General features: G+C 33.6%; 22 protein-coding genes and 1 pseudogene. 8 read left to right on the forward strand and 15 right to left on the reverse strand.

Translation table 11 applies throughout. The features are described from left to right. Positions 1-59 precede the first annotated feature (59 nt). On the reverse strand, positions 60-749 hold the full coding sequence (locus KA828_RS10800) for a metal-dependent hydrolase (RefSeq protein WP_210126213.1): 690 nt from the start codon (positions 747-749) through the stop codon (positions 60-62). A 155-nt stretch (positions 750-904) separates the two neighbouring features. On the opposite strand from KA828_RS10800, the gene KA828_RS10805 reads away from it, so the two are divergent. Then, entirely contained in the window at positions 905-1,960 is a 1,056-nt protein-coding gene (locus tag KA828_RS10805; protein ID WP_193839233.1) for a M24 family metallopeptidase, read from the forward strand. Positions 1,961-2,035: 75 nt separating this feature from the next. Here the strand turns inward: KA828_RS10805 and ald are convergent, their stop codons facing one another. Further along, entirely contained in the window at positions 2,036-3,157 is a 1,122-nt protein-coding gene (gene ald / locus KA828_RS10810; protein WP_053029622.1) for an alanine dehydrogenase, read from the reverse strand. A gap of 143 nt (positions 3,158-3,300) precedes the next feature. Between ald and KA828_RS10815 the strand changes: the two genes are divergently transcribed. Next, on the forward strand, positions 3,301-3,798 hold the full coding sequence (locus KA828_RS10815; protein ID WP_053029623.1) for a universal stress protein: 498 nt from the start codon (positions 3,301-3,303) through the stop codon (positions 3,796-3,798). A gap of 293 nt (positions 3,799-4,091) precedes the next feature. On the opposite strand, the gene KA828_RS10820 is transcribed toward KA828_RS10815, so the two are convergent. From KA828_RS10820 to ezrA, 7 genes are all read right to left on the reverse strand, one after another. Then, entirely contained in the window at positions 4,092-5,288 is a 1,197-nt protein-coding gene (locus KA828_RS10820) for an acetate kinase (protein WP_193839232.1), read from the reverse strand. 80 nt (positions 5,289-5,368) lie between these two features. Beyond that, positions 5,369-6,316: a class I SAM-dependent methyltransferase gene (locus KA828_RS10825; protein WP_193839231.1), complete on the reverse strand. Its 948-nt coding sequence runs from the start codon at positions 6,314-6,316 to the stop codon at positions 5,369-5,371. A gap of 131 nt (positions 6,317-6,447) precedes the next feature. Next, a complete protein-coding gene (gene tpx / locus KA828_RS10830; protein ID WP_053029626.1) occupies positions 6,448-6,942 on the reverse strand; it encodes a thiol peroxidase in 495 nt (164 codons plus the stop codon). 88 nt (positions 6,943-7,030) lie between these two features. After that, positions 7,031-7,807, reverse strand: coding sequence for a sulfite exporter TauE/SafE family protein (locus tag KA828_RS10835; RefSeq protein ID WP_053029627.1), 777 nt, complete (start codon positions 7,805-7,807; stop codon positions 7,031-7,033). 40 nt (positions 7,808-7,847) lie between these two features. Further along, the gene (thiI, locus tag KA828_RS10840; RefSeq protein WP_075108663.1) at positions 7,848-9,071 is read right to left on the reverse strand and encodes a tRNA uracil 4-sulfurtransferase ThiI; all 1,224 of its coding nucleotides are present in this window, start codon (positions 9,069-9,071) and stop codon (positions 7,848-7,850) included. Next, positions 9,072-10,208 (reverse strand): cysteine desulfurase family protein, encoded by a 1,137-nt coding sequence (locus tag KA828_RS10845; RefSeq protein WP_210126214.1) that lies wholly within the window; start codon positions 10,206-10,208, stop codon positions 9,072-9,074. A gap of 435 nt (positions 10,209-10,643) precedes the next feature. Further along, on the reverse strand, positions 10,644-12,338 hold the full coding sequence (gene ezrA, locus KA828_RS10850) for a septation ring formation regulator EzrA (protein ID WP_210126215.1): 1,695 nt from the start codon (positions 12,336-12,338) through the stop codon (positions 10,644-10,646). Positions 12,339-12,467: 129 nt separating this feature from the next. On the opposite strand from ezrA, the gene KA828_RS10855 reads away from it, so the two are divergent. After that, positions 12,468-12,935 (forward strand): GAF domain-containing protein, encoded by a 468-nt coding sequence (locus KA828_RS10855; protein ID WP_053029631.1) that lies wholly within the window; start codon positions 12,468-12,470, stop codon positions 12,933-12,935. 224 nt (positions 12,936-13,159) lie between these two features. After that, the gene (gene rpsD / locus KA828_RS10860) at positions 13,160-13,762 is read left to right on the forward strand and encodes a 30S ribosomal protein S4 (protein WP_210126216.1); all 603 of its coding nucleotides are present in this window, start codon (positions 13,160-13,162) and stop codon (positions 13,760-13,762) included. Between the two features lie 69 nt (positions 13,763-13,831). Here rpsD and KA828_RS10865 read toward each other — a convergent pair whose 3' ends face one another. After that, entirely contained in the window at positions 13,832-14,578 is a 747-nt protein-coding gene (locus KA828_RS10865) for a glycerophosphodiester phosphodiesterase (protein WP_210126217.1), read from the reverse strand. A 78-nt stretch (positions 14,579-14,656) separates the two neighbouring features. On the opposite strand from KA828_RS10865, the gene KA828_RS10870 reads away from it, so the two are divergent. From KA828_RS10870 to serA, 3 genes are all read left to right on the forward strand, one after another. After that, the gene (locus KA828_RS10870; protein ID WP_193839225.1) at positions 14,657-15,097 is read left to right on the forward strand and encodes an OsmC family protein; all 441 of its coding nucleotides are present in this window, start codon (positions 14,657-14,659) and stop codon (positions 15,095-15,097) included. A gap of 105 nt (positions 15,098-15,202) precedes the next feature. Beyond that, positions 15,203-16,363, forward strand: a complete 1,161-nt coding sequence (locus tag KA828_RS10875) for a pyridoxal-phosphate-dependent aminotransferase family protein (protein ID WP_210126218.1) — start codon at positions 15,203-15,205, stop codon at positions 16,361-16,363. After that, positions 16,353-17,951: a phosphoglycerate dehydrogenase gene (serA, locus tag KA828_RS10880; RefSeq protein WP_210126219.1), complete on the forward strand. Its 1,599-nt coding sequence runs from the start codon at positions 16,353-16,355 to the stop codon at positions 17,949-17,951. The genes KA828_RS10875 and serA overlap by 11 nt, the downstream gene beginning before the upstream one ends. Before the next feature lie 129 nt (positions 17,952-18,080). Here the strand turns inward: serA and KA828_RS10885 are convergent, their stop codons facing one another. The 5 genes and pseudogenes from KA828_RS10885 to KA828_RS10900 all read right to left on the reverse strand — a co-directional run bounded on the left by KA828_RS10885 (position 18,081) and on the right by KA828_RS10900 (position 23,087). Next, on the reverse strand, positions 18,081-19,205 hold the full coding sequence (locus KA828_RS10885) for an HAD family hydrolase (protein ID WP_210126220.1): 1,125 nt from the start codon (positions 19,203-19,205) through the stop codon (positions 18,081-18,083). A gap of 223 nt (positions 19,206-19,428) precedes the next feature. Then, on the reverse strand, positions 19,429-20,895 hold the full coding sequence (nagE, locus tag KA828_RS10890) for an N-acetylglucosamine-specific PTS transporter subunit IIBC (protein WP_210126221.1): 1,467 nt from the start codon (positions 20,893-20,895) through the stop codon (positions 19,429-19,431). A 398-nt stretch (positions 20,896-21,293) separates the two neighbouring features. Then, complete coding sequence (locus KA828_RS10895; RefSeq protein WP_075108655.1) at positions 21,294-21,908, reverse strand: LPXTG cell wall anchor domain-containing protein; 615 nt, start codon at positions 21,906-21,908, stop codon at positions 21,294-21,296. A gap of 314 nt (positions 21,909-22,222) precedes the next feature. Next, a pseudogene (locus tag KA828_RS13230) lies at positions 22,223-22,374 on the reverse strand (PTS glucose transporter subunit IIBC); the annotation flags it as partial. Positions 22,375-22,463: 89 nt separating this feature from the next. Beyond that, complete coding sequence (locus tag KA828_RS10900) at positions 22,464-23,087, reverse strand: lysophospholipid acyltransferase family protein (protein WP_075108654.1); 624 nt, start codon at positions 23,085-23,087, stop codon at positions 22,464-22,466. Between the two features lie 167 nt (positions 23,088-23,254). Here KA828_RS10900 and KA828_RS10905 point away from each other — a divergent pair, with 167 nt between their 5' ends. Next, positions 23,255-24,535, forward strand: a complete 1,281-nt coding sequence (locus KA828_RS10905) for a S1C family serine protease (protein WP_210126222.1) — start codon at positions 23,255-23,257, stop codon at positions 24,533-24,535. Positions 24,536-24,602 lie beyond the last annotated feature (67 nt).

The following is a 24,602-nucleotide window of genomic DNA, read 5'->3' on the forward strand; positions in this document are numbered from 1 at the left end:
ATGTCCCAGCCTCTTTTATTTGTATTAAGAAATAATTTATAAGTTCATTTACGATCAAATTAGAAAGTGACTGAATCACCAGGTTCTAATATTTGTACCTCACCTTCATGAACTGCATCTTTAAATTGCTGAGGATCTTGTTCAATTAAAGGGAATGTATTGTAATGTACAGGAACAGAGATTTTTGGTTTTACAAATTCATTGATGGCATAGCTCGCATCATCAATTCCCATTGTAAAATTATCGCCAATCGGAACAAAGCAAACATCAACTGGGTGTCTATCAGCGATTAACTTCATATCACTAAATAATCCTGTATCACCCATGTGATAAATTGTTTTACCTTCTACTTCTAGAATGAGTCCCATAGGCATTCCTAAATATACCGGTATACCATTTTCATGCGTAAAGCTAGAACTATGGAAAGCCTGTACGTATTTTACACTACCAAAATCAAATGTTGCTTTCCCACCAATATTCATGCCATGCACATCTTCAACACCATAATAAGTGCTTAAATACCCTTGTAACTCAGCAGAGCCTATGACAGTTGCGTGATTACGATTTGCTAATTCTACTACATCTCCAAAGTGATCAGCATGACCATGCGTTAAGATGATGTAATCTACTTCTAAGGTTTGTTCATCTAAATCACATTTGTCATTACCTGAAATAAATGGATCTACAATTACTTTTTTACCATTACCTTCAAAATAAATCGTTGATTGACCATGAAAAGAAAGTTTCATAATTATAGCCTCCTATAGCTTGATTAATTGTATTATACCCTAGCTATAAAAACTTATAACATAAACTGGAAATAAACCATTACTTTATTAAATCATTTTGAATTATCGCTCAATTAGACGTAAAATTAAACTAAATACTTTATGGAGATGATTAGATGAGTAAAATTGAAACAATAATTGAACAATTAAACCAAGCGAAAGCTGATGCGGCATGGATAACAACGCCACTGAATGTATTCTATTTCACTGGATATAGAAGTGAACCTCATGAGAGATTATTCGCTCTTTTAATTACTTCAGATGGAAGTCAAACGTTATATTGTCCTAAGATGGAAGTTGAAGAAGTGAAACGTTCTTCGTTTGATGGAAAAATCATTGGTTATTTAGACACTGAGAATCCATTTGATATTGAACCACGCGCATTTAATAAATTATTAATTGAAAGCGAACATTTAACTGTCAAACGTCAACGTGAATTAACTCAGAATTTTGGCGTACAACACTATGGTGATATCGATCAAACAATCAAAGATTTACGTAACATTAAAAATGATTCAGAAATCCAAAATATTCGTGAAGCTGCCAAACTAGCCGATAAGTGTATTGAAATCGGAACAGCATTCTTAAAAGTTGGTGTAACAGAGCGAGAAGTTGTTAATCACATTGAAAATGAAATCAAAAAATATGGTGTGAGTGAAATGAGCTTTGACACAATGGTACTATTTGGTGATCACGCTGCTTCACCTCATGGAACACCAGGTGACCGAAAATTAGTAAATGATGAATATGTATTATTTGATTTAGGTGTAATATACAATCACTATTGCAGTGATATGACACGCACAGTTAAATTTGGTACCCCTTCTGAAGAAGCACAAACCATTTATAAAATTGTTTTAGAAGCGGAAACAAGCGCTATAAAAGCAATAAAAGCAGGCGTACCTTTACAAGATATCGATCAAATTGCTAGAGATATCATCAGTAACGCTGGATATGGTGAGTATTTCCCACATCGATTAGGCCACGGTCTTGGCTTAGAAGAACATGAATACCAAGATGTTTCAAGTAGCAATACGAATTTACTTGAAGCTGGAATGGTTATTACGATTGAACCAGGAATTTACGTACCGAATGTTGCAGGCGTTCGTATAGAGGATGATATATTAGTCACTGAAGATGGTTATGAAATCCTGACACATTACGATAAATAAAATTTAAAAAATCCAGTTGTACTTATAGACTATGATAATCTATAAACAACTGGATTTTTTTATTACAATCGTTTATTAATCTTCTTTAAGTGCTTCTTCGATAGAAGTATATTCTAAACCAAAGGCTTCAGCTACACCTTTGTGTGTAACATGTCCTTTGTAAGTATTTAAACCTAATGATAACGCATGGTTAGCTTTAAATGCTTCACGGAAGCCTTTACTTGCTAATAATTGCGCATATGGTAATGTTGCATTATTTAATGCAATTGTAGATGTACGTGGTACTGCACCTGGCATATTAGCAACAGCATAGTGAACAACACCATGTTTGACATATGTTGGATCATCATGTGTTGTGATTTTGTCAGTCGTTTCAAAAATACCACCTTGGTCAATAGCAATGTCAACGATAACTGAACCATCTTTCATTTGTTTAATCATATCTTCAGTTACCAAGTTAGGTGCTTTGGCACCAGGAATTAATACGGCACCGATAACTAAATCACTTTCTTTAACAGCATTTTCGATATTTAATGGGTTAGACATGATTGTGTTCACACGGCCATCAAATAAATCATCTAATTCAGCTAAACGTTTAGGATTAACATCTAAAATAGTAACGTTGGCACCTAAACCTAATGCGATTTTCGCTGCATTTGTACCAGCTTGACCGCCACCGATAATAGTTACTTTACCTTTTGGTACCCCAGGTACACCTGCAAGTAAAATACCCATTCCGCCGTTAAATTTTTGTAGGAATTGTGATCCAACTTGTGCAGACATACGTCCTGCAACTTCACTCATTGGTGTTAATAATGGTAATGAACGGTCAGGTAATTGAACCGTTTCATAGGCAATACCTACGACTTTATTGTCAACTAACGCTTGAGTTAATTTTTCTTCATTAGCAAGATGTAAGTATGTAAATAAGATTAAGTCTTCTTTGAAATATTTATACTCTTCTTCTAATGGTTCTTTAACTTTGATAACCATTTCTACATCCCATACAGATGATTGTTCAGATACAATTTCAGCACCTGCATCTTTGTAGTCTTTATCTTCAAAGAATGAACCTAATCCAGCATCTTTCTCAACAAGTACAGTATGACCTTGTTCTACTAATGCATGTACACCACTTGGTGATAAACCAACTCTATTTTCGTTATTTTTTATCTCTTTTGGAATACCAATTTTCATTCCATCCACCTCCATCACTATCGTAACGCTAAACCAATGAAAGCGCAATCAGAAAAAGTACACATTATTGTTAAAATATAAAGAATAAATATTCTGAAATTTGTGGTAAAATATAAGTAAGAAAAGCTAAGGGGGTTATTAAGATGTTAACATACAAAAACATTTTAATCGCAGTTGATGGTTCACACGAAGCTGAGTGGGCTTTCAATAAAGCAGTAGACGTAGCTAAACGTAATGACGCTAAATTAACTATAGTGAACATTATCGATTCAAGAACATATTCTTCTTATGAAGTATATGATGCACAATTCACTGAGAAATCTAAAAGTTTCTCTGAAGAATTATTGAAAGGTTACCAAGAAGTAGCAACACGCGCAGGCGTAACTAATGTCGAAACTCGATTAGAATTTGGTTCTCCAAAAGCTATCATCCCTAAGAAATTAGCAAGTGAATTAGGTGCCGATTTAATTATGTGTGGTACTTCAGGCTTAAACGCAGTAGAACGATTCATCGTAGGTTCTGTATCAGAGGCTATCGTTCGTCATGCACCATGTGATGTATTAGTTGTACGTACAGAAGAAATTCCTGAAGATTTCCAACCTGAAGTTGCAACACCTGAATTTAGACAACAATATTCATAAGATTAAAGCACAATCTATGTAATCATGAATGGGATAGAGTTTAATGCTCTACCCCATTTTTTATTTATTACCAATACAACATTAGTCTCTCTTAAAATTTTCTTGGAGTCCTAAAAATAATATTACTACTGTGTCATATCATACAGCTAAACCGTTGAAAGTCGATGGTATTACTCTCGCAAGCTCATACTCATTTTAAACAATGATTCGAATTAATAATAATAAAAAAAGCACAAAAATGATGTTTAAAATAACAATCATTTTTGTGCTTTTTGATTTTATCTTCCTAACGATTATAATTCGCCATATTTAACTGTATCTCTAGCAATCATAACCTCTTCATTTGTTGGAATAACAATAACTTTAACTGGAGAATGTGGATAATTAATAAATCCTTCTTCACCATGAATTGCTTCATTTTTCTTAGGATCCCAATAGATGCCCATGAATTCTAATCCTTCTAATACTTTAGCACGCACTGTTGAAGAGTTCTCACCTACACCAGCTGTGAAGACAATTACATCTACACCATGCATTCTTGTTGCATAAGAGCCAATGTATTTGTGGATTCTAGAAGCGAATACGTCTAATGCTAATTGCGCACGCTCTTTACCTTCTTCAGCATCACTTTCAAGGTCACGTAAATCACTTGAAGTACCTGAAATACCTAATAAACCTGATTCTTTGTTTAATACGTTAAGCACTTCTTCAGCACTTTGACCTGTTTTGTGCATAATGAATGGAATTAATGCAGGGTCAATGTTACCTGAACGTGTACCCATTGTTACACCTGCTAATGGTGTGAATCCCATTGAAGTATCAATTGATTCGCCACCATCAATGGCCGCGATTGAAGCACCATTACCAATATGGCAAGAGATGATACGTAATTCTTCAATTGGTTTACCCATGATTTCAGCTGCACGTTGTGACACGTATTTATGACTTGTGCCGTGGAAACCATATTTACGGATGCCATAATCTTTATAATATTGATAAGGTAAGCTATATAAATATGATTGTTCTGGCATTGTTTGATGGAATGAAGTATCAAACACTACGACATGTGGAATATTTGGTAATAATTTTCTGAATGCACGAATTCCCATTAAGTTAGCTGGGTTATGCAATGGTGCTAATTCACATAGTGACTCAATTTTTTCTTCAACTTCGTCAGTAACTAATGCAGAAGTTGGGAATAACTCACCACCGTGTACGACACGATGTCCAGTACCAGCAATATCGTTAATATCATCAATGATACCGTGTTCTTTGAAGCTATCTAGCATGATGTTGATTGCTTCTTCATGGTCTTTGATATCTTTAACGTTTTTAATTTTTTCACCATTCACTTCAATTGTGAAAATTGAGTCTTTAATACCGATACGTTCTACTAAACCTTTTGTTACTATAGTTTCTTCAGGCATTCTAATGAGTTGGAATTTTAAAGAAGAACTACCAGCGTTAATCGCTAAAACTAAACTAGACATATATATTGTCCTCCAATTTATTAATTAATATCCATATTTATTTAACCATTAATACAGTCATAATTCAAGAATATCACAGTTTATTTTTTGGGATGATTTTCTTCCATCCAAGAATTCAATTCACTAATAAATCCTTGGAATTGATTTGGATTTTTAAAATCAGGAATATTTGCTAATAATACTTCAACTGGCTTAGTTTCATTCACTTTTTTCTTTTGCAGGATCAATATGGATTTACGCGCATTTTCATTTTTAAATAACGTCTTAGGTAAATTTAAAAATGCTTGCATTTCTGTCTCTGTTGCAATGAAATTTTCTAACTGTTTTACATTGTCATCTTCAAATAAATTACTTGGAACGACTAAAAATGCGAAACCTGTTTGTTTTAAGGCAGTGACTGCTTGTTCAATTAATAAATAATGTGAGTAGCTATGCCCCTCTTTAAAGCCTAATTGCAATTCATGGCTTCGCTCATCTAAAGGATAATAGCCAATCGGTAAATCACCAATCACAATATCCGCTTCTTCTAATGGTAATGGCATAATTGCATCTTGAGGGTAAACATCAAATGGAATCTCCAAGAAATTAGCAAGATGGACACTCACTCTTGATAATACAGGGTCTACTTCAATTAGATGATGCATCACTGTTGTATCTTTAAGCACCTCATTAACAGAAGCACTTAAATGACCAGCTCCACTAGCCATATCTACAACATGTAATTCGTTTTTATTCTCAGTAAATTTCTGAACTAAAAAGCCAAGAATTAATCCAATCGAATCAGGCGTAATCTGATGATTTGCTTGGATTGATTCCTCTTGCATTAAACTTAAATAAGCAAATTGAAATGCTTTTCTACGGTCTTGCAACGTTGCTTGTTCTAACAATTCACGTTTATTGCGATATACATCCTCCATTGCAAGTCCTAAATTTTCAATGAAACTTTGACCATTTTGCTCATTTAAAGCTTTAGCATTTTCATCTAATGTTTTGAAAAGCTTCTCCATCACTGTTTGTTCTTCACTCATATACCTAATCCTCTCCAATAAAAAAGTGTCCATCAGGTTTATTTCTGTAAAATAATCAACGCTAGCTTTAGATAGCATTATTGAAATAAATATGGACACTTTTACGTTATATCTATTATCTAAATTTAATATTAAATGTTACGGTATGCTTCTAATGCAGCATCAAAATTAGGGAAGTCTGTACCTTCACTTACTAATTCTTTATAAACCACTTTATCATTACTATCTAATACGAAGACTGAACGCGCTAATAATCTTAACTCTTCCATAACAACACCGTATTGTTGTCCAAATGATAAATCTTTGTGGTCACTTAACGTAATCACATTATCTAAACCATTAGATGCACACCATCTCTTTTGAGCAAATGGTAAATCGGCAGAAATTGTTAGAACAACGCCATCTTCTTGTGCAGCTTCTTCATTAAATTTACGTGTTTGTTGATCACACACACCAGTATCAATAGAAGGTACTACGCTGATTAATTTCTTTTGACCTTTATAATTTTCTAAACTAACTTCATTTAAATCATTATCCAATACTTTAAAGTCAGGCGCTTGTTGCCCTTCTGAAACTTCAGAACCAGTTAAATGAATTGGATTATTTTTAAAAGTAATTTGTGTCATGATGAAATGACCTCCTATAGTATTTTCATTATATTGTTATCATACGACAGTCACAAAACTGAAATCAATCATTTGGAACTGATTCATGTTAATGTTGTAACAATTGTATTATATAGTCATACGTATTTTTCAAAATGAGTAGCGCCGTAACAATGATAAACAGTATTTTGACGTATCCTACACCTTTACTTATGGCAAATTGCGCACCTACAAAGGAACCTATCACCATACTCGCTGCCATAATCAATCCATATACAAAATCAACTTGCCCCAAAATAATAAATAGAACCAATGCACCTAGATTGGACGCAAAATTTAATACTTTAGCGTTACCTGCTGCACTCAAAAAATCAAAGCCAAACATCAGTAACACAAATAACATAAAGGAACCTGTACCCCCACCTAAAAAACCATCATAAAATCCAATTAGTAACAGTAAAGATGTAAACATAATGGCTTTACCAATTGTCAGCTTTGAAAAGGTGCGCACATTTCCCCAATCTTTTTTGAATATTGTATAAATAAGCACAAGTGTTAATATGATAATCACTAATGGCTTCAAAACTTGTGCAGGCAATAATGTAGCTAAGCTCGCCCCACCAGCTGCAAAGATAAATACAAATGGAAAAAGTTTGAGTACAATGTTTAAATCTACTTTACCCGACCGTATAAACTTGATTGCGCTTGTAAGTGAGCCAAACGAACTGGCCAGTTTATTCGTACCTAAAGCTAGAGAAGGTGGCATTCCAATGGCTAATAGTGCTGGTATTGATATGAGGCCGCCCCCACCTACGACAGCATCAATAAATGCAGCCAAGAAGCCAAACGCAATAATAATTAAAATGACATTTAACGTTATCTCCATGATGCAATTCCCCTTTATTTGAATGTATGTTTATTCTATTTTAAAATAACTCATCCATTAATGCATCAGTGTTTTGGTCTTTTTCGCTTTTATAATCTTTATTAATTGTTAAGGTTTCAATATTATCTGCCGCACGTTGAACCATGTCATCAAAGTCAAATACACTTTCATATTTAACTACTTTATCAAAATCTGGTTCAGTCACAGGATTTTTTGGTGTGAAGATTGTGCAACAATCTTCATAAGGTTGAATGGAAACATCAAATGTACCTATTTCACGTGCTTTTTTAATAATATCCTCTTTATCTAATGAAACAAGTGGTCTCAAAATTGGAGTAGATGTGACATCATTGATCGCATACATACTCTTTAGCGTTTGACTTGCAACTTGTCCTAAATTTTCACCATTGACAATCGCATGTGCACCAACGTTCTCTAATACAATATCGGCTACACGTAACATCATTCGACGTGTTGATGTCATCGTATATCTAGGGTGAACTACTTTATTTATTTGTTTCTGTAGTTCTGTAAATGGTACAATATGCAATTTAATTGGTCCCACTCTCTCTGATAAAATACGCGTAAGTTCAATCACTTTATCTTTAGCCTTTTCACTTGTAAAAGGTGGGCTATGGAAGTGAATCGCCTCTATGTTTACACCACGTTTCATAATTTCCATTCCAGCAACGGGTGAATCGATACCACCCGATAACATTAAGAGCGTTTTACCACCTGTACCAACTGGCAAACCACCGGCACCTTCAAATACTTGCGTAAAGACATAAACCCCATCCATTCTTACTTCAACTCTGACATTATGATCTGGATGTTTTACATCTACTGTTATATCTTCCGTAGCTTGTAATATCGCGCCTCCAAGTTCACGTTGTAATGCATACGTATCTAATGGAAATGATTTATCTACACGTTTAACATCAATCTTAAATGTATCCCCCACTTTGAAATCCTGAGCTAAATCGACACATAAATTTTTAATATCTTCTAATTCTTGTGATGTTTTATGCACTGGACTTACCGATTTAATACCGAAAATTTTAGTTAATCGATCAATGACTTCTTGCGCATCCGCTTCTTCAGTTAAAGAGATATACATTCTATCTCTTTTTCCTTTTACATGGGTCCCCTCAATCGTTTGTAATGATTTAATCACATTATCTTTCAATGCATTAACAAACTTTTTGCGATTCGTTCCTTTTAAAGTTAATTCTCCATATCTAACTAATAAGTGATCGAACTTCATTTACTTTAACAACTCCTTAATTTCTGTATATATTATTTTAAATTTTTCTTTAAAATGATTGATATCATCTTCTGTAGTCAAATCACCAAATGATAATCTAATACTACCTTCTATTTTATTGTCAGCAATTCCCATCGCCATTAATACTTCATTTAATTTCCCTCTTTTAGATGAGCAAGCACTTGTCGTTGAGACCATAATATCAGATTTTGAAAATGCATTAACTAACACTTCACCTTTTACCCCTGGGAACGCAACATTTAATATTTGTGGCGCACCATCTTCAGGTGAATTAATATAAACACCTTTATAGTTTTTGAAAAATTGACGAAGCTCGTTATTAAAATGACGCATACGATGGTTACGGTCATTTAAATCATCAAGTGCTAAAGCAATTGCTTTCACTAAGGATACGTTCATAGGTAAGTTAACCGTTCCACTTCGTATGCCATATTCTTGGCCCCCACCATGCACAATGGGCTCTAATTTATCTTTATTATCAATTAATAGTAATCCCTGACCTTTAAGTCCATTAAATTTATGACCACTGAAACTTACACTATTAATCCCTTCAAGGTGCAATGGAATTTTTCCCAATGCTTGAACGGCATCAACATGTAGATGGGCTTTAGGATAATCTTTTAATAATGTCACTATTTCATCTATAGGCTGTATTTGTCCCATAATATTATTGACATACATACAAGTAACAAGCCCGACTCTATCATTCATTAACGTCGCTAAATGTTCTAAATCGATACGTCCATCTGAAGTGATATTTACATATTTTAATTTAAAACCATCATCTTCTAAATGTCTCATAACTTCTAAAACTGATGGATGTTCTAGAACAGAAGTTATAATTTCATTAGCAAACTGTTTCTTTCTATAAGCTATCCCTTTTAAAGCTAAATTGTTAGATTCTGTGGCTCCACTTGTGAATATAACATCTGTATTCTGTCCAATGGGTAACATGGCTTTAATGCGTTCCTTAGACTGTAGCAGCACTTTTTCCGCTTGCAAACCCCACTTATGCGGACTATTAGGATTAAAATAAACCGCTTCATTAACTTTAATAAATGAATCGAGCACGTCTCTATGGGGCTTTGTAGTGGCAGCATTGTCAAAATATATCACTTAAAACACTCTCTTTCATTCTCCGTTTAATTATTAAATTTATTTATGTCAAATTGAATTCTAATATACATATTTTACAAAAATAGATACTAAAGCATTATACTATTTTTAAATAAAATTAAAAGACGTCAAACATAAATTTAAATAAACTCATCTATTAAGCAATGCTTAAACTTCGATATAGATAAATTTAAAATCAAATCCACTATGGTATGAATCATAGTGATAAATATAAAAGGAGTGGAACAGAACTCAATTAGAGTTCATTGTTCCACCCCTTACGAGGATGACTGGCTTTGAGAACAGTTGCATTAAACTTCATTCTCAATTCAGTTAGCTACTGCAACTTTGCGATGTAGCCTACATATATTTTTATTTAGACAGGTTTCATTTTTAAATAACGCGATAAAGTTATATACAACATTAAAATTTCAACTAACCTTTCGCTACCTCATCTTCAATGTATTTTGTAATTCCAGGCTCTACACTTTCTAGTGCTTGTTCTGAAATTTCGATTGAGCGTTTATAACGATTATTTTTAAATAAGCGTTCTGCCTCATTTAAACTTTTATCTACATTATTATGATCCTTACGATAACGGTTTCCGTATTGAATTAAGCGTTCTGCATATACCGCATTTATCAATACATCGTTTGCTTCATCTTCAAATGTATTCATTTGAATAACAATTTTAGCAACTTTATCTTTAAGTTGTTTTACGTGGATTGGTCGTTCACTAAATTGATCATTTGTCTCGCGTACTTCATGATCAATTTCATTTTTCATAATAATGAAGCGTTCAGGCACACTCGTTAAGTTTGAAGCTAAAAGTCGACGATAAACTTCTTCTTTTTTAGATTGGATACGTAAGAGGTTATCTTCTGCTTCAGCTTCATCCTCTCTCAATTGGATGAGATGATTTTGTAATTTTTCTTGGTCCTCGTTAATGACTTTAACATGATCGTCTAAATATTCTAAGTTGTCTTTGACTTCACTATAACGGACTGCAGATTTTGCCATCTCTTTAAGAATGTCATCATAAACAGCGACTAAGTTTTGAATTTCGTTCTCATGCTGTCTAATACTATGAACATCACTTTCGTTAATGAAGTAATTTTCACGAATATAGTCGATCTCAGTACGTAAAGTATAGTTCATTTCACGTGCTTTAAATAATTCATCAGTGATTTGTTCTTTAGTTTCTTCAACTTCATTTTTTGCTTTGACTTCATGTTCAATTAAATCATACATTTCATCAAGCTTATCATTGATTTGTTCTAATTTATCATTTGCATTATCTAACTCAAGACGACTAATCATTGGCTCCACAAAATTTAAATCTGTTTTTAAACTTTGTAATGTACCATCAATTTTGACATGATCTAAATCATAGCCATTCATCTTCAAATCACGACAACCATATTTTAAATCTTGGAACTGACCTGGAAGTTCTTTTTGCGCTTCACGAATTAATTCCGGAATTTCTTCCATATATTCTTGAATTTCTTCCATCGATTCATTTAGCCCCATAATGTGGTTGTGCGCTTGAACATAATTACCATCTGCTTTAAGTAATTCATACTGTTCAAGTTCTGGTTCAAATGATTCTATTCTCTTTTCAAGAGGTGATGCAGCATCACCAAACTGATGCCTATTCGCTAAAACATCACGTTTCATTTCTCGATAATTCGTCTTACATTTTTCAAAAACTTGATCATTTTCTTTATGTAAAGCTACGATTTCATTTACGTCTTCAACTTGTTGTTGGTAGCCAGCCTCATATTTGTCCATTAACTCATGTGCGTCATCAATGTCACTTTGTGCTCCAGAAAATTGAAACTTATCAAGTTGAATTTCAGCATCGTGGATTTTCTCTTCCACAGGTGCTAAGTAGTTGTTTGTATAATCTAAGGTGTCTTGCTTAAAGGCATCATATTTCGTTCTAGTTTCACCTTTTAAATTGAATGCAGAAAGTTGTTTTAAATTTTCTTCAAAAGGTAATTTTTGAACTTTTAATTTACGTTCTTCAGCGTCTTCAACAACTTTTCGTTTATTGGAACGCAAATAAAACATGATTCCTACAATGATTAAAACAATGACAATTATTGCTAATATTGTGTATAAAACCATCTCATTCTCCTCCTATATTATCATCATTATAACGCAATTACCGCTTTCATTAAAATAGTAAATGAATGAATTGATAGAATAAATTTTTCCATTTATAATTTTAATAAAAATAACAAATGAGGTATGTGTATGCCAATAATAAAAGAAACAAATTACAATCTATTAATGAAACAGCTTCAAAGTTTAATTGAAGATGAACAAAATCTTATTGCCATTTTAAGTAATACATCAGCCCTGTTAAACGATAATTTAGACCAAATCAATTGGGTCGGTTTTTATCTTATTGACAATGACGAGCTTATCCTTGGTCCTTTCCAAGGTCATCCAGCCTGTGTTCATATTGCAATTGGTAAAGGTGTTTGTGGTACTGCAGTAGCAGAGAATCAAACACAATTAGTTAAAGATGTTCATGCTTTTCCAGGCCATATTGCATGTGATGCAAATAGTAAATCAGAAATTGTTATTCCTATCCACGTTAACAACGACATTATAGGTGTTTTAGATATCGATGCACCAATTAAAGACCGATTTACAATAGAAGATCAGCAAGGTTTAGAAAATATTGTTCAAGTTCTCGAAAAACAACTAACGAATTAATTAAAAAGTATTGACACTTTGATAAATACTGTTACAATGGATTTTGTGTGAATTAACGAAAATAGCAGTTGTATATCAATAAGCTCTATGTTGTTCCCAATGCGGACGTGTCCCGTAACTGACGCTATAAGGTGAAGACACATAAAACAACATATCCTATTGGGCATGCAACACTCTTTTTTGTTTATTCATAACAACAAAAAAGAAAAAGGAGGAGTCTTAATATGGCTCGATTCAGAGGTTCAAACTGGAAAAAATCTCGTCGTTTAGGTATCTCATTAAGCGGTACTGGTAAAGAATTAGAAAAACGTCCTTACGCACCAGGACAACATGGTCCAAACCAACGTAAAAAATTATCAGAATATGGTTTACAATTACGTGAAAAACAAAAATTACGTTATTTATATGGCATGACTGAAAGACAATTCCGTAACACATTTGACATCGCCGGTAAACAACACGGTGTACATGGTGAAAACTTCATGATTTTATTAGCTAGTCGTTTAGACGCAGTTGTATATTCATTAGGTTTAGCTCGTACACGTCGTCAAGCTCGTCAATTAGTTGGTCACGGTCACGTTGAAGTAGATGGTCGTCGTGTTGACATCCCATCTTACTCATTAAAACCTGGTCAAGTTATCACTGTACGTGAAAAATCACAAAACTTAGACATCATCAAAGAATCTGTTGAAATTAATAATTTCGTACCAGAATACTTAGACTTCGATGTAGATAGCTTAAAAGGTACTTTCGTACGCTTCCCTGAACGTAGCGAATTACCAGCTGAAATCAATGAACAATTAATCGTTGAGTACTACTCAAGATAAGTTCATAACAATGAACAACCACCCTTTCTCATGGAATGGGTGGTTTTTTTATAAACCTTTTGCTTAATTCTATAACTTAAAGAGAGCTTCAGGTAAATCAGATATGATGCCATCTACACCTAGACTTATTAGTTTTTTAGCATCTTTCGAGTGATTTACAGTGTACGGTATAACTTTCAATGAATGACGGTGTGCATTTTTAATAAATTTAGAGGTAACTAATTTATAATTAGGATTAATAAAATCCGCGTACTGTGATATTGCTTCAAAATCCGGAGATTTATACCAATATTTCTTTCTACTAACAAGTAACCCTAATGGATACACACTTCCTAATGACCTTAACCGCTTCACTGATGTATCATCAAACGATTGAATAATCACTTTATGCTCAGGCACATTATAAGCTTTAAGCGCTTTTAGAACAGCTTCTTCAATACCCGGATACTGATGTGGCACTTTTATTTCAATAAGTAACGTTTTTGAATAGTTTTTACTTAAGGATAATACGTCTTCAAATTTAGAAATTTTTGTATTTATAAAAGAAGGATTATGTTGTATCCCAAAATCAAATGTTGATAATTCTTCGAATGTATAGTCTTGGACTTTACCTTTACCATTAGAAGTACGATCGATAGTATCGTCATGTATAACGACTAAATGATGATCTTTACTAAAATGTACATCAATTTCTAACATATCAACATGTTGCATTAATGCAGCCTTAAAACTTAATAGTGTATTTTCTGGAAATTGATTAGATAAACCACGATGCGCAACGATTTGAAATGCTTGATTCGGTCTATTTATTTTCATTGAAGTCACCTTTCTTTAATTATGTCACACTTTAAACTACACTAAAGTTACCATAATATAACTGGAGGTCAAACATAAATGGTTAAGCATGACTTTAAAGTACAAACTCAATGGTGTGGAGGTCGCGAAGAAGTAGGAACTGTTAGCGGCGATGTGATTACTGAACAAATTTCCATACCTGCACCACTTGGCGGTAACGGAACAGGTACTAATCCTGACGAATTACTCGTTTCTGCCGCATCTTCTTGTTATATCATCTCTTTAGCAGCTACATTAGAAAGAGCCAAATTTACCAATATTCAAATTACAAATGATTCGATAGGTACCGCCCTATTTGAAAATGGCAAATTCAAGATGGCGACGATTTCACATTATCCAAAAATTTTAGTCACTTCATCAGAAAAGGAAAAACTTGAAAATCGACTACCTAAATTATTAGAAGTCGCAGATCATAACTGCATGATATCAAATGCGATTCGTAATAATGTAGAAATTCAAATTCAGGCAACCATACAATAAACAGCATCAATCACCTTTATCCTAACCATGTGGCGGTGATTGCGCTTTTAAATTATCAGAATATTTGGTAAAATGGTAAAATCTTATACCGTGGGAGGAATTTTAATGAATTATTATGAACCACTATTATTAACACCAGGACCTACGCCAGTTCCAAATGAAATTAATCATGCATTAGGATTGCCAATGGTCGGTCATCGCTCTCCAGATTTTGAAATCATCGCCAAAAAAGCCTTCAACAACTTGAAGCCCATTTTTGGTACTGATAATGAGGTTATGATTTTAACATCAAGTGGGACAAGTGTCTTAGAGGCAAGCATGTTGAATATCGTCAATCCTGATGATCATTTCGTCGTTATTGTGTCAGGTGCATTTGGTAATCGTTTCAAACAAATTGCAGAAACGTATTACAAGAATGTCCATATTTATAACGTAGAATGGGGACAACCCGTTAATGTAACTGATTTTATAACATATCTCAGTCATTTAGAACATACAATTACAGCTGTATTTACACAATTCTGTGAAACTTCAACTGCTGTTTTACATCCTGTAGACGAATTAGGTAAGGCGTTGAAACTATTCAATGAAGCTATCTATTTCATAGTAGATGGTGTTAGTTGTATTGGTGCAGTCGATGTTGATTTGAAACGCGATTACATTGATGTTTTAGTTTCTGGAAGCCAAAAAGCAATCATGCTACCGCCTGGACTAGCCTTCGTAGCTTATTCTAACCGTGCATTGCAACGTTTCCAAGAAGTAACGACACCACGCTTTTACTTAAATTTAAATAAATATTTTGATTCATTACAGCAGGACTCAACCCCTTTCACACCAAATGTTGGATTATTTAGAGCTGTTAACGCTTATGCTGACTTAATTAATGCTGAAGGCTTTGAAAATACAATTAAACGTCATTACATTATTAGAGATGGTTTAAGAGCGGCATTACGTGCGTTAGATTTGGAACTTTTAGTTGAAGATGATTTCGCTTCCCCTACGGTAACATCGTTTATACCAACAGATAAAGACGAACTGACTCATATCAAGTCAACGTTAAAAACAAAATTCAATATTACTATCGCTGGCGGTCAAGGAAAATTAAAAGGAAAGATTTTACGCATTGGCCATATGGGTAAAGTATCTCCTTTCGATATTCTAGCTGTCGTGAGTGCATTAGAAGTCATACTTACGGATTATCGTCAGACAAATTATATTGGGCAAGGTATAACAAAATTTTCAGAGGTGATTCATAGTGAAGCATAACATTCTAGTCTCAGATCCTATTTCAACTGATGGTTTACAAAGTTTATTAAACCATCCTGATTTTAACGTAGATATTAAGACGGATTTAGATGAACAAGCTTTAATCAATATTATAGGTGATTATGAAGGCTTAATCGTTCGAAGCCAAACTCAAGTTACCCAACAAGTGATTAAACACGCTAGTAGCTTGAAAGTGATTGCACGAGCTGGTGTTGGTGTAGACAATATTGATATTGATGCAGCTACACTACAAGGTATACTTGTAATTAATGCACCTGATGGAAATACCATCTCTGCAACAGAACATTCAGTAGCGATGATTTTAGCGATGGCTCGCAATATTCCTCAAGCGCACGCATCTTTAAAAAGTAAAGCGTGGAATCGTAAAGCATTCAAAGGGGTAGAACTGTATCAAAAAACATTAGGTGTCATTGGCGCTGGGCGAATTGGTATCGGTGTAGCACAACGCCTTCAAAGTTTCGGTATGAACGTATTAGCTTATGACCCCTACCTTACTGAAGATAAAGCGCAACAACTCGGTGTTAAACTTGCTACTATTGACGAAATCGCAAAGCAAGCTGACTTTGTAACTGTTCATACACCATTAACACCTAAAACAAAAGGTATCGTTAATGCTGAATTCTTTTCAAAAGCAAAACCAACGTTACAAATTATTAATGTTGCTCGAGGTGGCATTATCGATGAAGAAGCATTATTGCATGCACTGAATCACAATCAAATTGCGCGTGCTGCACTAGATGTCTTTGAACATGAACCACCTACCGATTCACCGCTAATAGATCACGAGAAAATTATTGTGACACCGCATTTAGGCGCATCAACAGTAGAAGCTCAAGAAAAAGTAGCAGTTTCAGTTTCAGAAGAAATAATAGATATTTTGGAAAAGGGAAATGTCACTCATGCAGTCAATGCACCTAAAATTAGTTTCAATGATATAGATGACATAACACAACAATGGATTGATATAGGTGAGTTATCTGGTGAATTAGCTATTCAATTGATTGATGGTGCACCAAGAGAAATCAAAGTCACATTCAATGGTGATGTAGCCAAACAAGAAACAGATTTAATTACTCGTTCAATTGTTAAGCGAATATTAGAACAAGATTTAGGTGACCGTGTCAATATCATTAATGCATTCGCACTATTAAATGAACAGGGTGTTACACGAAACATAGAGAAACGAGCATCACAAGGTACTTTCAGCAATTATATTCAAGTTCACTTAATTAGTGATTCAGAAGAAGTTAAAATTGGTGCCACTGTCATTGCTGGTTTCGGAGCACGCATTGTACGTATTAATAATTACTCAGTTGATTTTAAACCAAATGCTTATCAACTTGTTTCTTATCATGGTGATAAACCTGGCATCGTTGGTTTGACTGGTCAATTATTAGGTGAACATCATATAAATATTGCATCAATGTCATTAGGAAGAAACGAACAAGGTGGCCAAGCCATGATGGTATTATCTATTGACCAACCCGTCACAGAGGAAATCATTGAATCATTATACCAGTTAGGTGGTTTTAATAAAATTTACGGTACTACGCTTTCAGTTAAATAAATTATCTTAAGTTAAGATTAAACAACTTATGAATCCACATAATTATACCCCTTAATGATTGATTTCGTTATATCATTAAGGGGTTTTTAATATTTATAATTTACAATTTAATCACTTAAAATTTCAACTTTAGCATAAAATATCCTTAATTAAACCTATATGGTCGACGATATAATCCGCTTCATAACGTTCTAATTCCTCACGTGCGTTTTGCCCTTTCAACCCTGTTAATGTACCAATAAATGTGGCGCCTATTTGCTTAGCACAAAATAAATCTGCCAATGAATCTCCAACAATCACTACATCTTCTTTATTAACTATGTGATTTTGTTCCGTGATGTACTGTTTATAATTTTCTTTTTTATTTCCATTTAACGTCGCAATATAACAAAATGGATTAGGCTTGCCAAGTGGTACAAAATCAGGAAAGTCATTCTCAGCTTGCATTACGTCACTTGCAGTCACAATATGTTGATCTGAAAAGAATGATTTAATTCCTAGTGATTCAAATGGTACTAACGTTTCAGTTCTAGGTCTACCTGTGGCAATAGCAAGATGATAGCCCTTCTCTTGTAACATATTAAGCAATGATTGAATTTCTTCAACAGGTCTTAGCACAGTTTCGTGATAAATAAAGCCGTCTATGCCATGTAGCGTCGGTTGCTTTTGTTCGACTTGTTCAAATAAGTTAGATCCTAAGTATAACTCTTGGTATACGTCTCTCGTAAGATACCATAATGGTCCTTTCAGCTTGAAGAAACTCGCATCTTTAACACTTAACTGTTCCATCGCATAGCGTTCTAGTTCTGCATAAATATTATCTTTACCACTTTGACTTTGATTAATAAACGCAATAGGCAATTCATAATTAATTTGATACGCTTTGTCGATGAATGGTTGAATTTCGCGCATACTTCTAGCTGAGAAATGTCTTTCGCTTAATATCTCTTCTCGTTCTTGTAATGAAAGTTGTTTTAACAGTTGTATAAAATGAATACTAAAAACGACAAATAACATATCCCAATTTGAATTTAATCCCATCGATTTTAACCGATTTAGAATGATATCATTTTTAAAAATATTTTTGCGTATTTTAGTAATACGTTGGTCATTTAATTCATTTAGTTTAAAAGATTTCCCCATACCTAAAAATTGTTCACTTTTAAGTAATGTTTCAATTGTTAGTGCTGACGTATCAAAGCAACGTTCTTCACTTAAGAATACACCATCTACATCAAATAGTATTGATTTCATAGCTTTTTCGCTCCATTATTTTCGAATATTCTGATACTTATAATCTTAACGTCTTCACACTTAATGTCAATATTGCTATTATAAAAAAACTGATGAATTATAGGTGCCTCCTAAAATTCATCAGTTAGTTGAACAACATATATTTATCAATATGCTTATATCTTATCAAATCACTAAGACATATTTTGTCTGTCGACGTACTTTTAAAATGATTCTCTTCAATTTATAGTTGTTTTTCTATTTCATCCGCAACTTGTTGTACGTGTGTGCCGATGATGACTTGTGCTGAATGTTGACCACTTTTTGTCACACCTACTGCGCCAGCATTTCTAATTTTTTGTTCATCAATTATGGAATTATCTTTTAATTCCATTCTTAATCTTGTAGCACAATTTGTTAGCGTAGTAATATTGTCACTACCACCTAACCCCTCAAGAATTTGACTTGCAGATTGATAATACTTACTTTTACTTGATGAAGCTTTTGTATCTTCATTTTCAGTTGTATTAGCTGTAGGATCCGCTAATAAATTATCGCCACGTCCAATTGTATTAAGATTAAATATTTTAATAACAAATCTAAAGATAAAGTAATATAGCGCGAAAAATACAATCCCTTGAACCAGAATCATTAACGGGTGGTTAGCAACAGGATTAATTAACGATAATGCATAATCGATTAAGCCTGCACTAAATGAAAAGCCTGCTGTCCAGTGGAATAATGCAGCAACAAATAATGATAAACCTGTTAATAACGCATGAATCACAAATAATACTGGTGCAACAAACATAAACGCAAATTCAATCGGTTCTGTTACGCCGACCATAAATGCTGAAATAGCACTTGCTACAAACCAACCATACACTTGTTTCTTCTGACTTGATTCAGCAGTATGATACATTGCTAGCGCTGCGGCAGGCATACCAAACATCATAATTGGGAAAAATCCTGCTTGATATCGACCAGTAATACCTTTAATAGCATCTTGTCCAGTTTGGAACTTGCCGATATCATTTATGCCTGCTGTATCAAACCAGAACACTGCATTTAATGCATGGTGAAGTCCAGTAGGAATTAATAGTCGGTTGAAGAAGCCGTATAAAAATGCCCCAAATGGTCCAAAACCAATTAGCCACTTACCAAAAGCTACAATTGCAGAGTAAATAAATGGCCAAGCAAATAGTAAAATCGCAATTAAAAATGTACAATAAAAAACAGTCATAATTGGAACTAAACGCTTACCACTAAAGAATGATAATGCTGTTGGTAATTCAACATCACTGAATTTGTTATAACAGTATGCTGCAATTAATCCTATAATAATACCTATAAATACATTTGAATTATCCATCTTACTAAATCCATCGTTGACAGCACTTATTTTGATGTTAAATAATGGTGCGATGAACTCTGGAGATAATACTTTTACAACCAGTGCATATCCTAATGCTCCTGCTAATGCTACTGCACCATCGTTTTTCTTAGCCATGCCTATTGCTACACCAATTGCGAAGATAAGACCAAGTTGGCCCAATATGGCTGATCCTACAGTAGTGAAGAATAGTGATATTGTTGGTAAAACATTTAGTGCTTTAAGCAAATTACCGATACCAACAATAATTGCGCCTGCAGGTAATACAGCAACAGGCAGCATTAAGGATCTACCTAATTTTTGAAAAAACTTAAACATTCCGTTCACTCCCAATACGTACGATATTCAATTATTTTATCGATAACTATACTATGTATACAGTTCCTTTATTAATTTACCATAAATGTAAGCGGTTTTGATGTGTCAATTTTAAATCATTTTATGAAATTTATTATTATTAAATTATCAAAAATATTTCGCTTTCTGATAAATTTAATTTGGTTTTATTAAAATGAAAAGGGAGCGGAACAGAATTCTTTTGAATTCGTCGTCCCACTCCCGCATGGATGACTAGAACTGAGAAAAGCTTGATTTAAGCGCCTTCTCAGTTCAGTCAGCACTGCGAATTTGATAAATAGCATTACTATATAATTTATGTCCCAGACTACTTTTTCAAATCAAAATTATACACAAAGATTTAAATTGTTTGAGAATTTCTATTTATTAGTATTGAAACGTTTAAATGTTAATAATGAACCAGCTGCTAATAATACTGAAGCGATGATAGTAACTAAACTAGAGTTAGATTGTTCGCCTGTTTCTGGTAATGCTTTAGTAGTTGTTTGAGCTTCGTTAGTTTGAGTTGATTGAGTTGATTGTGTATTATTTTCTTGAGTAGAAACATTGTTATCAGTTGTAGCAGTAGTGTTGTTATTTGTTGCTGCTTGAGTATTGTCAGTGCTTTGTGTATTGTTTGGTGCGTCAATTGTTAATACATTGTTAGCGTCTCTAGGAGTCTGAGCTTCAATGCGTCCATCTTTATAAACTTTTGCAGCACCTACACCATTGTCTTTTTCACCATAAAAAATAACAGTATAATAGTCACCATTGTCTTTTACTCCATTGTCTTTATCAGTAACGCCGCCACCATGTCCTCCAATTGATACAGAACCTGCTTCAGTATATTTTGAACCAATAGCATTTTTAGCATAATCTCTAATATTTGAGTCATTTACAAAATCAGCTGCATGTGCATTATGTGTAGCTCCTACACCTGTAAATAATAATGCTCCCGCTAATGTAGTTGTTGCTAAAACTTTAGATTTTTTCATTTTTATTTCCCTCCAAAAATAATATGTAATCACGGCTTAAATATTCGCCCCGTGTATATCTAATGTTAAATATCAGAGTAGACATATAATGTCCTTGTCTAAACAATTTAGTTTTATGATAATTATTAAATATGATATATTGATGACAAAAAACTCTCTGATCCTTATTTTGACCAAAGAGCCCTATTATATATAAATTATTTCAAAATAAGTTTATTCATTAAAAGTTAGAAAAACTCAATAAGTATTGTCATTAAGGGGATAGAACAGCTTCTTGACACTTTTGAAAATCAACCATATCTAACTATCTGCTACCCAATTGCGAAGATAAGAACAAGTTGACCCAATATAGCTGACCTACAGTAGTGAAGAATAGCGATATTGTCGGTAAAACATTTAATGCTTTAAGCAAATTATCGATACCAACAATAATTGCTCCTGCAGGTAATATAGCAACAGGCAGCATTTATGATGGTATATACAACTAAAAACTCTCAAACCTAATATAGGTTTGAGAGCTTTATTATCGTTCTACATTCATCTAACGATATCATTCTATTTATTTAAACTATCTTGAATTAAATGTAATTCTTTTTGTAATTGTGCTGTACGTGTCTCGATTTCATGAGTGAGGTAGTCTATCTTCTCATTTCTCTTTAAATCTTTAGGTATATCAGATGGGTAAATAGGTTCTCCAAATTTAATTAATGCCTGCCCTGTAATTAAACCGTGTAATTTTGTTGGTCCAACATACGCAGCTGGTAAAATAGGTGCTTTACCTAACATTGCAATCGTTGAGGCACCTCGTTTTAATGGCGCGCCTTCAACAGAAGTACGATGTCCAGTTGGGAAAATACCTACTGTTTTATTGTCTTTTAATAAATTGACTGGTCTTTTTAGTGTACTTGGCCCTGGATTTTCGCGATCTACAGGAAACGCATTTAATGAAGTTAAAAATTGGCCAAACCATTTATTCTTAAATAATTCTTTCTTAGCCATATAATGAATTTCATTCGGTACTAAAGCCATTCCTAACATGATTACTTCATTATAACTTTCGTGTGTACATGTCACGACGAATTTATTATCTTTAGGAATATTCTCCTTACCGATCACATACAAAGATTTAGCCATTTTGACTAATATCAAATCTAATAGTTTACTGATAAATTGATACATTATGTCACCTGCTTATTGAAATATATACTTTATTGATTTTATCATTATCCTTATTTCTGAACAACTTTTCAAAAGATACATCTAAAGTCTGATGGTGGATTACTGGCATTATTTCATCAAAACTTTCATAATTAAATAAAGGGTTAATATTATAATGGAGGTTAAAAATGTCTGAATTTAATCAAGAAAATCAATCAAATCATAGCACCTATCAGCAACCTCAACCTGGAAAGCCAAAATTTCCGTGGTTTAAAACCGTTATTGTGGCATTAGTTGCTGGTATTATTGGTGCTTTACTTGTCTTGGGAGCTAGTAAAATAATGAGGTTAGTCGGAATCGATAACGGTGGCGCACAAGTTCAAGAAGCCAGTAATAGCAAAGGTGGTAATGTGCTTGACGGAAAAAGTGATAAATACAAATCCGTCAATGCAATGATAAAAGATGTTTCTCCTGCGATTGTTGGTGTCATCAACATGCAGAAAGCCAATGGTTTAGAAGATTTTTTACAAGGTAAATCATCATCAAAATCAGAAGAAGCCGGTATAGGTTCAGGTGTAATCTACCAAATCGATAACGATTCTGCTTATATTGTGACAAATACACATGTTATAAGTGGTGCTTCTGAGATAAAAGTGCAACTTTATAGTGGTAAGCAAGTTGAGGCAAAATTAATCGGTAAAGATAGCGTTTCAGATATTGCAGTTTTAAAAATAGATAATACGAAAGGTATTAAATCGATTAAATTTGCAAATTCTTCTAAAGTACAAACTGGAGATAGCGTCTTTGCAATGGGTAATCCATTAGGTCTTGAATTTGCAAATTCAGTAACTTCAGGTATTATTTCAGCCAATGAGCGTACAATCGAATCTAATACGACTTCAGGTGGTACGAAAGTTAACGTCTTACAAACAGATGCTGCGATCAACCCTGGTAACTCTGGCGGTGCACTAGTGGATATTAATGGTAACTTGGTCGGCATCAATTCTATGAAAATAGCTGCCGAACAAGTAGAAGGTATTGGTTTTGCTATTCCAAGTAATGAAGTTAAAGTTACAATTGAACAACTAGTTAAACATGGTAAAATCGAACGTCCTTCTATCGGTATCGGTTTACTAAATTTAAGTGATATACCTGATTCATATAAAAAAGAATTAAATACAGATCGTGATGATAGAATTTATGTTGCAAAAGTAAGTGGTTCAAGTGAATTAAAAACAGGCGATATTATCACAAAAATAGATGACAAAAATGTTAAAGAAGACACAGATTTAAGAACATATCTATATCAAAATAAGAAGCCTGGCGAAACAGCAAAACTTACGGTTATTCGTGACGGTAAAACATTAAACGTCAATGTAAAACTTAAAAGTCAATCAGCCGCTACATCATCAAATCAATCATCAAATTCTGAGTCAGAATTTAGTGGCAATAGTCAGTTTATACAGTAGGAAGTAACATAATATATATAAATCAGGCTAAGATAATGATATTAATATAATGTGATTATCTAGCCAA

This window comes from Staphylococcus sp. GDY8P85P (genome assembly GCF_017892405.1).
In the GTDB taxonomy this organism is placed as follows: Bacteria; Bacillota; Bacilli; order Staphylococcales; family Staphylococcaceae; genus Staphylococcus; species Staphylococcus borealis.

Bases quoted from the DNA above. Each gene is read 5' to 3' on its own strand.
- thiI (WP_075108663.1), bottom strand. From the start codon at position 9,071: ATGAAGTTCGATCACTTATTAGTTAGATATGGAGAATTAACTTTAAAA.
- KA828_RS10825 (WP_193839231.1), bottom strand. From the start codon at position 6,316: ATGAGTGAAGAACAAACAGTGATGGAGAAGCTTTTCAAAACATTAGAT.
- KA828_RS10875 (WP_210126218.1), top strand. From the start codon at position 15,203: ATGAATTATTATGAACCACTATTATTAACACCAGGACCTACGCCAGTT.
- KA828_RS10865 (WP_210126217.1), bottom strand. From the start codon at position 14,578: ATGAAAATAAATAGACCGAATCAAGCATTTCAAATCGTTGCGCATCGT.
- KA828_RS10820 (WP_193839232.1), bottom strand. From the start codon at position 5,288: ATGTCTAGTTTAGTTTTAGCGATTAACGCTGGTAGTTCTTCTTTAAAA.
- KA828_RS10855 (WP_053029631.1), top strand. From the start codon at position 12,468: ATGCCAATAATAAAAGAAACAAATTACAATCTATTAATGAAACAGCTT.
- ald (WP_053029622.1), bottom strand. From the start codon at position 3,157: ATGAAAATTGGTATTCCAAAAGAGATAAAAAATAACGAAAATAGAGTT.
- tpx (WP_053029626.1), bottom strand. From the start codon at position 6,942: ATGACACAAATTACTTTTAAAAATAATCCAATTCATTTAACTGGTTCT.
- KA828_RS10885 (WP_210126220.1), bottom strand. From the start codon at position 19,205: ATGAAATCAATACTATTTGATGTAGATGGTGTATTCTTAAGTGAAGAA.
- KA828_RS10800 (WP_210126213.1), bottom strand. From the start codon at position 749: ATGAAACTTTCTTTTCATGGTCAATCAACGATTTATTTTGAAGGTAAT.
- KA828_RS10815 (WP_053029623.1), top strand. From the start codon at position 3,301: ATGTTAACATACAAAAACATTTTAATCGCAGTTGATGGTTCACACGAA.
- nagE (WP_210126221.1), bottom strand. From the start codon at position 20,895: ATGTTTAAGTTTTTTCAAAAATTAGGTAGATCCTTAATGCTGCCTGTT.
- KA828_RS10835 (WP_053029627.1), bottom strand. From the start codon at position 7,807: ATGGAGATAACGTTAAATGTCATTTTAATTATTATTGCGTTTGGCTTC.
- KA828_RS10870 (WP_193839225.1), top strand. From the start codon at position 14,657: ATGGTTAAGCATGACTTTAAAGTACAAACTCAATGGTGTGGAGGTCGC.
- ezrA (WP_210126215.1), bottom strand. From the start codon at position 12,338: ATGGTTTTATACACAATATTAGCAATAATTGTCATTGTTTTAATCATT.
- KA828_RS10905 (WP_210126222.1), top strand. From the start codon at position 23,255: ATGTCTGAATTTAATCAAGAAAATCAATCAAATCATAGCACCTATCAG.
- KA828_RS10895 (WP_075108655.1), bottom strand. From the start codon at position 21,908: ATGAAAAAATCTAAAGTTTTAGCAACAACTACATTAGCGGGAGCATTA.
- KA828_RS10805 (WP_193839233.1), top strand. From the start codon at position 905: ATGAGTAAAATTGAAACAATAATTGAACAATTAAACCAAGCGAAAGCT.
- rpsD (WP_210126216.1), top strand. From the start codon at position 13,160: ATGGCTCGATTCAGAGGTTCAAACTGGAAAAAATCTCGTCGTTTAGGT.
- KA828_RS10900 (WP_075108654.1), bottom strand. From the start codon at position 23,087: ATGTATCAATTTATCAGTAAACTATTAGATTTGATATTAGTCAAAATG.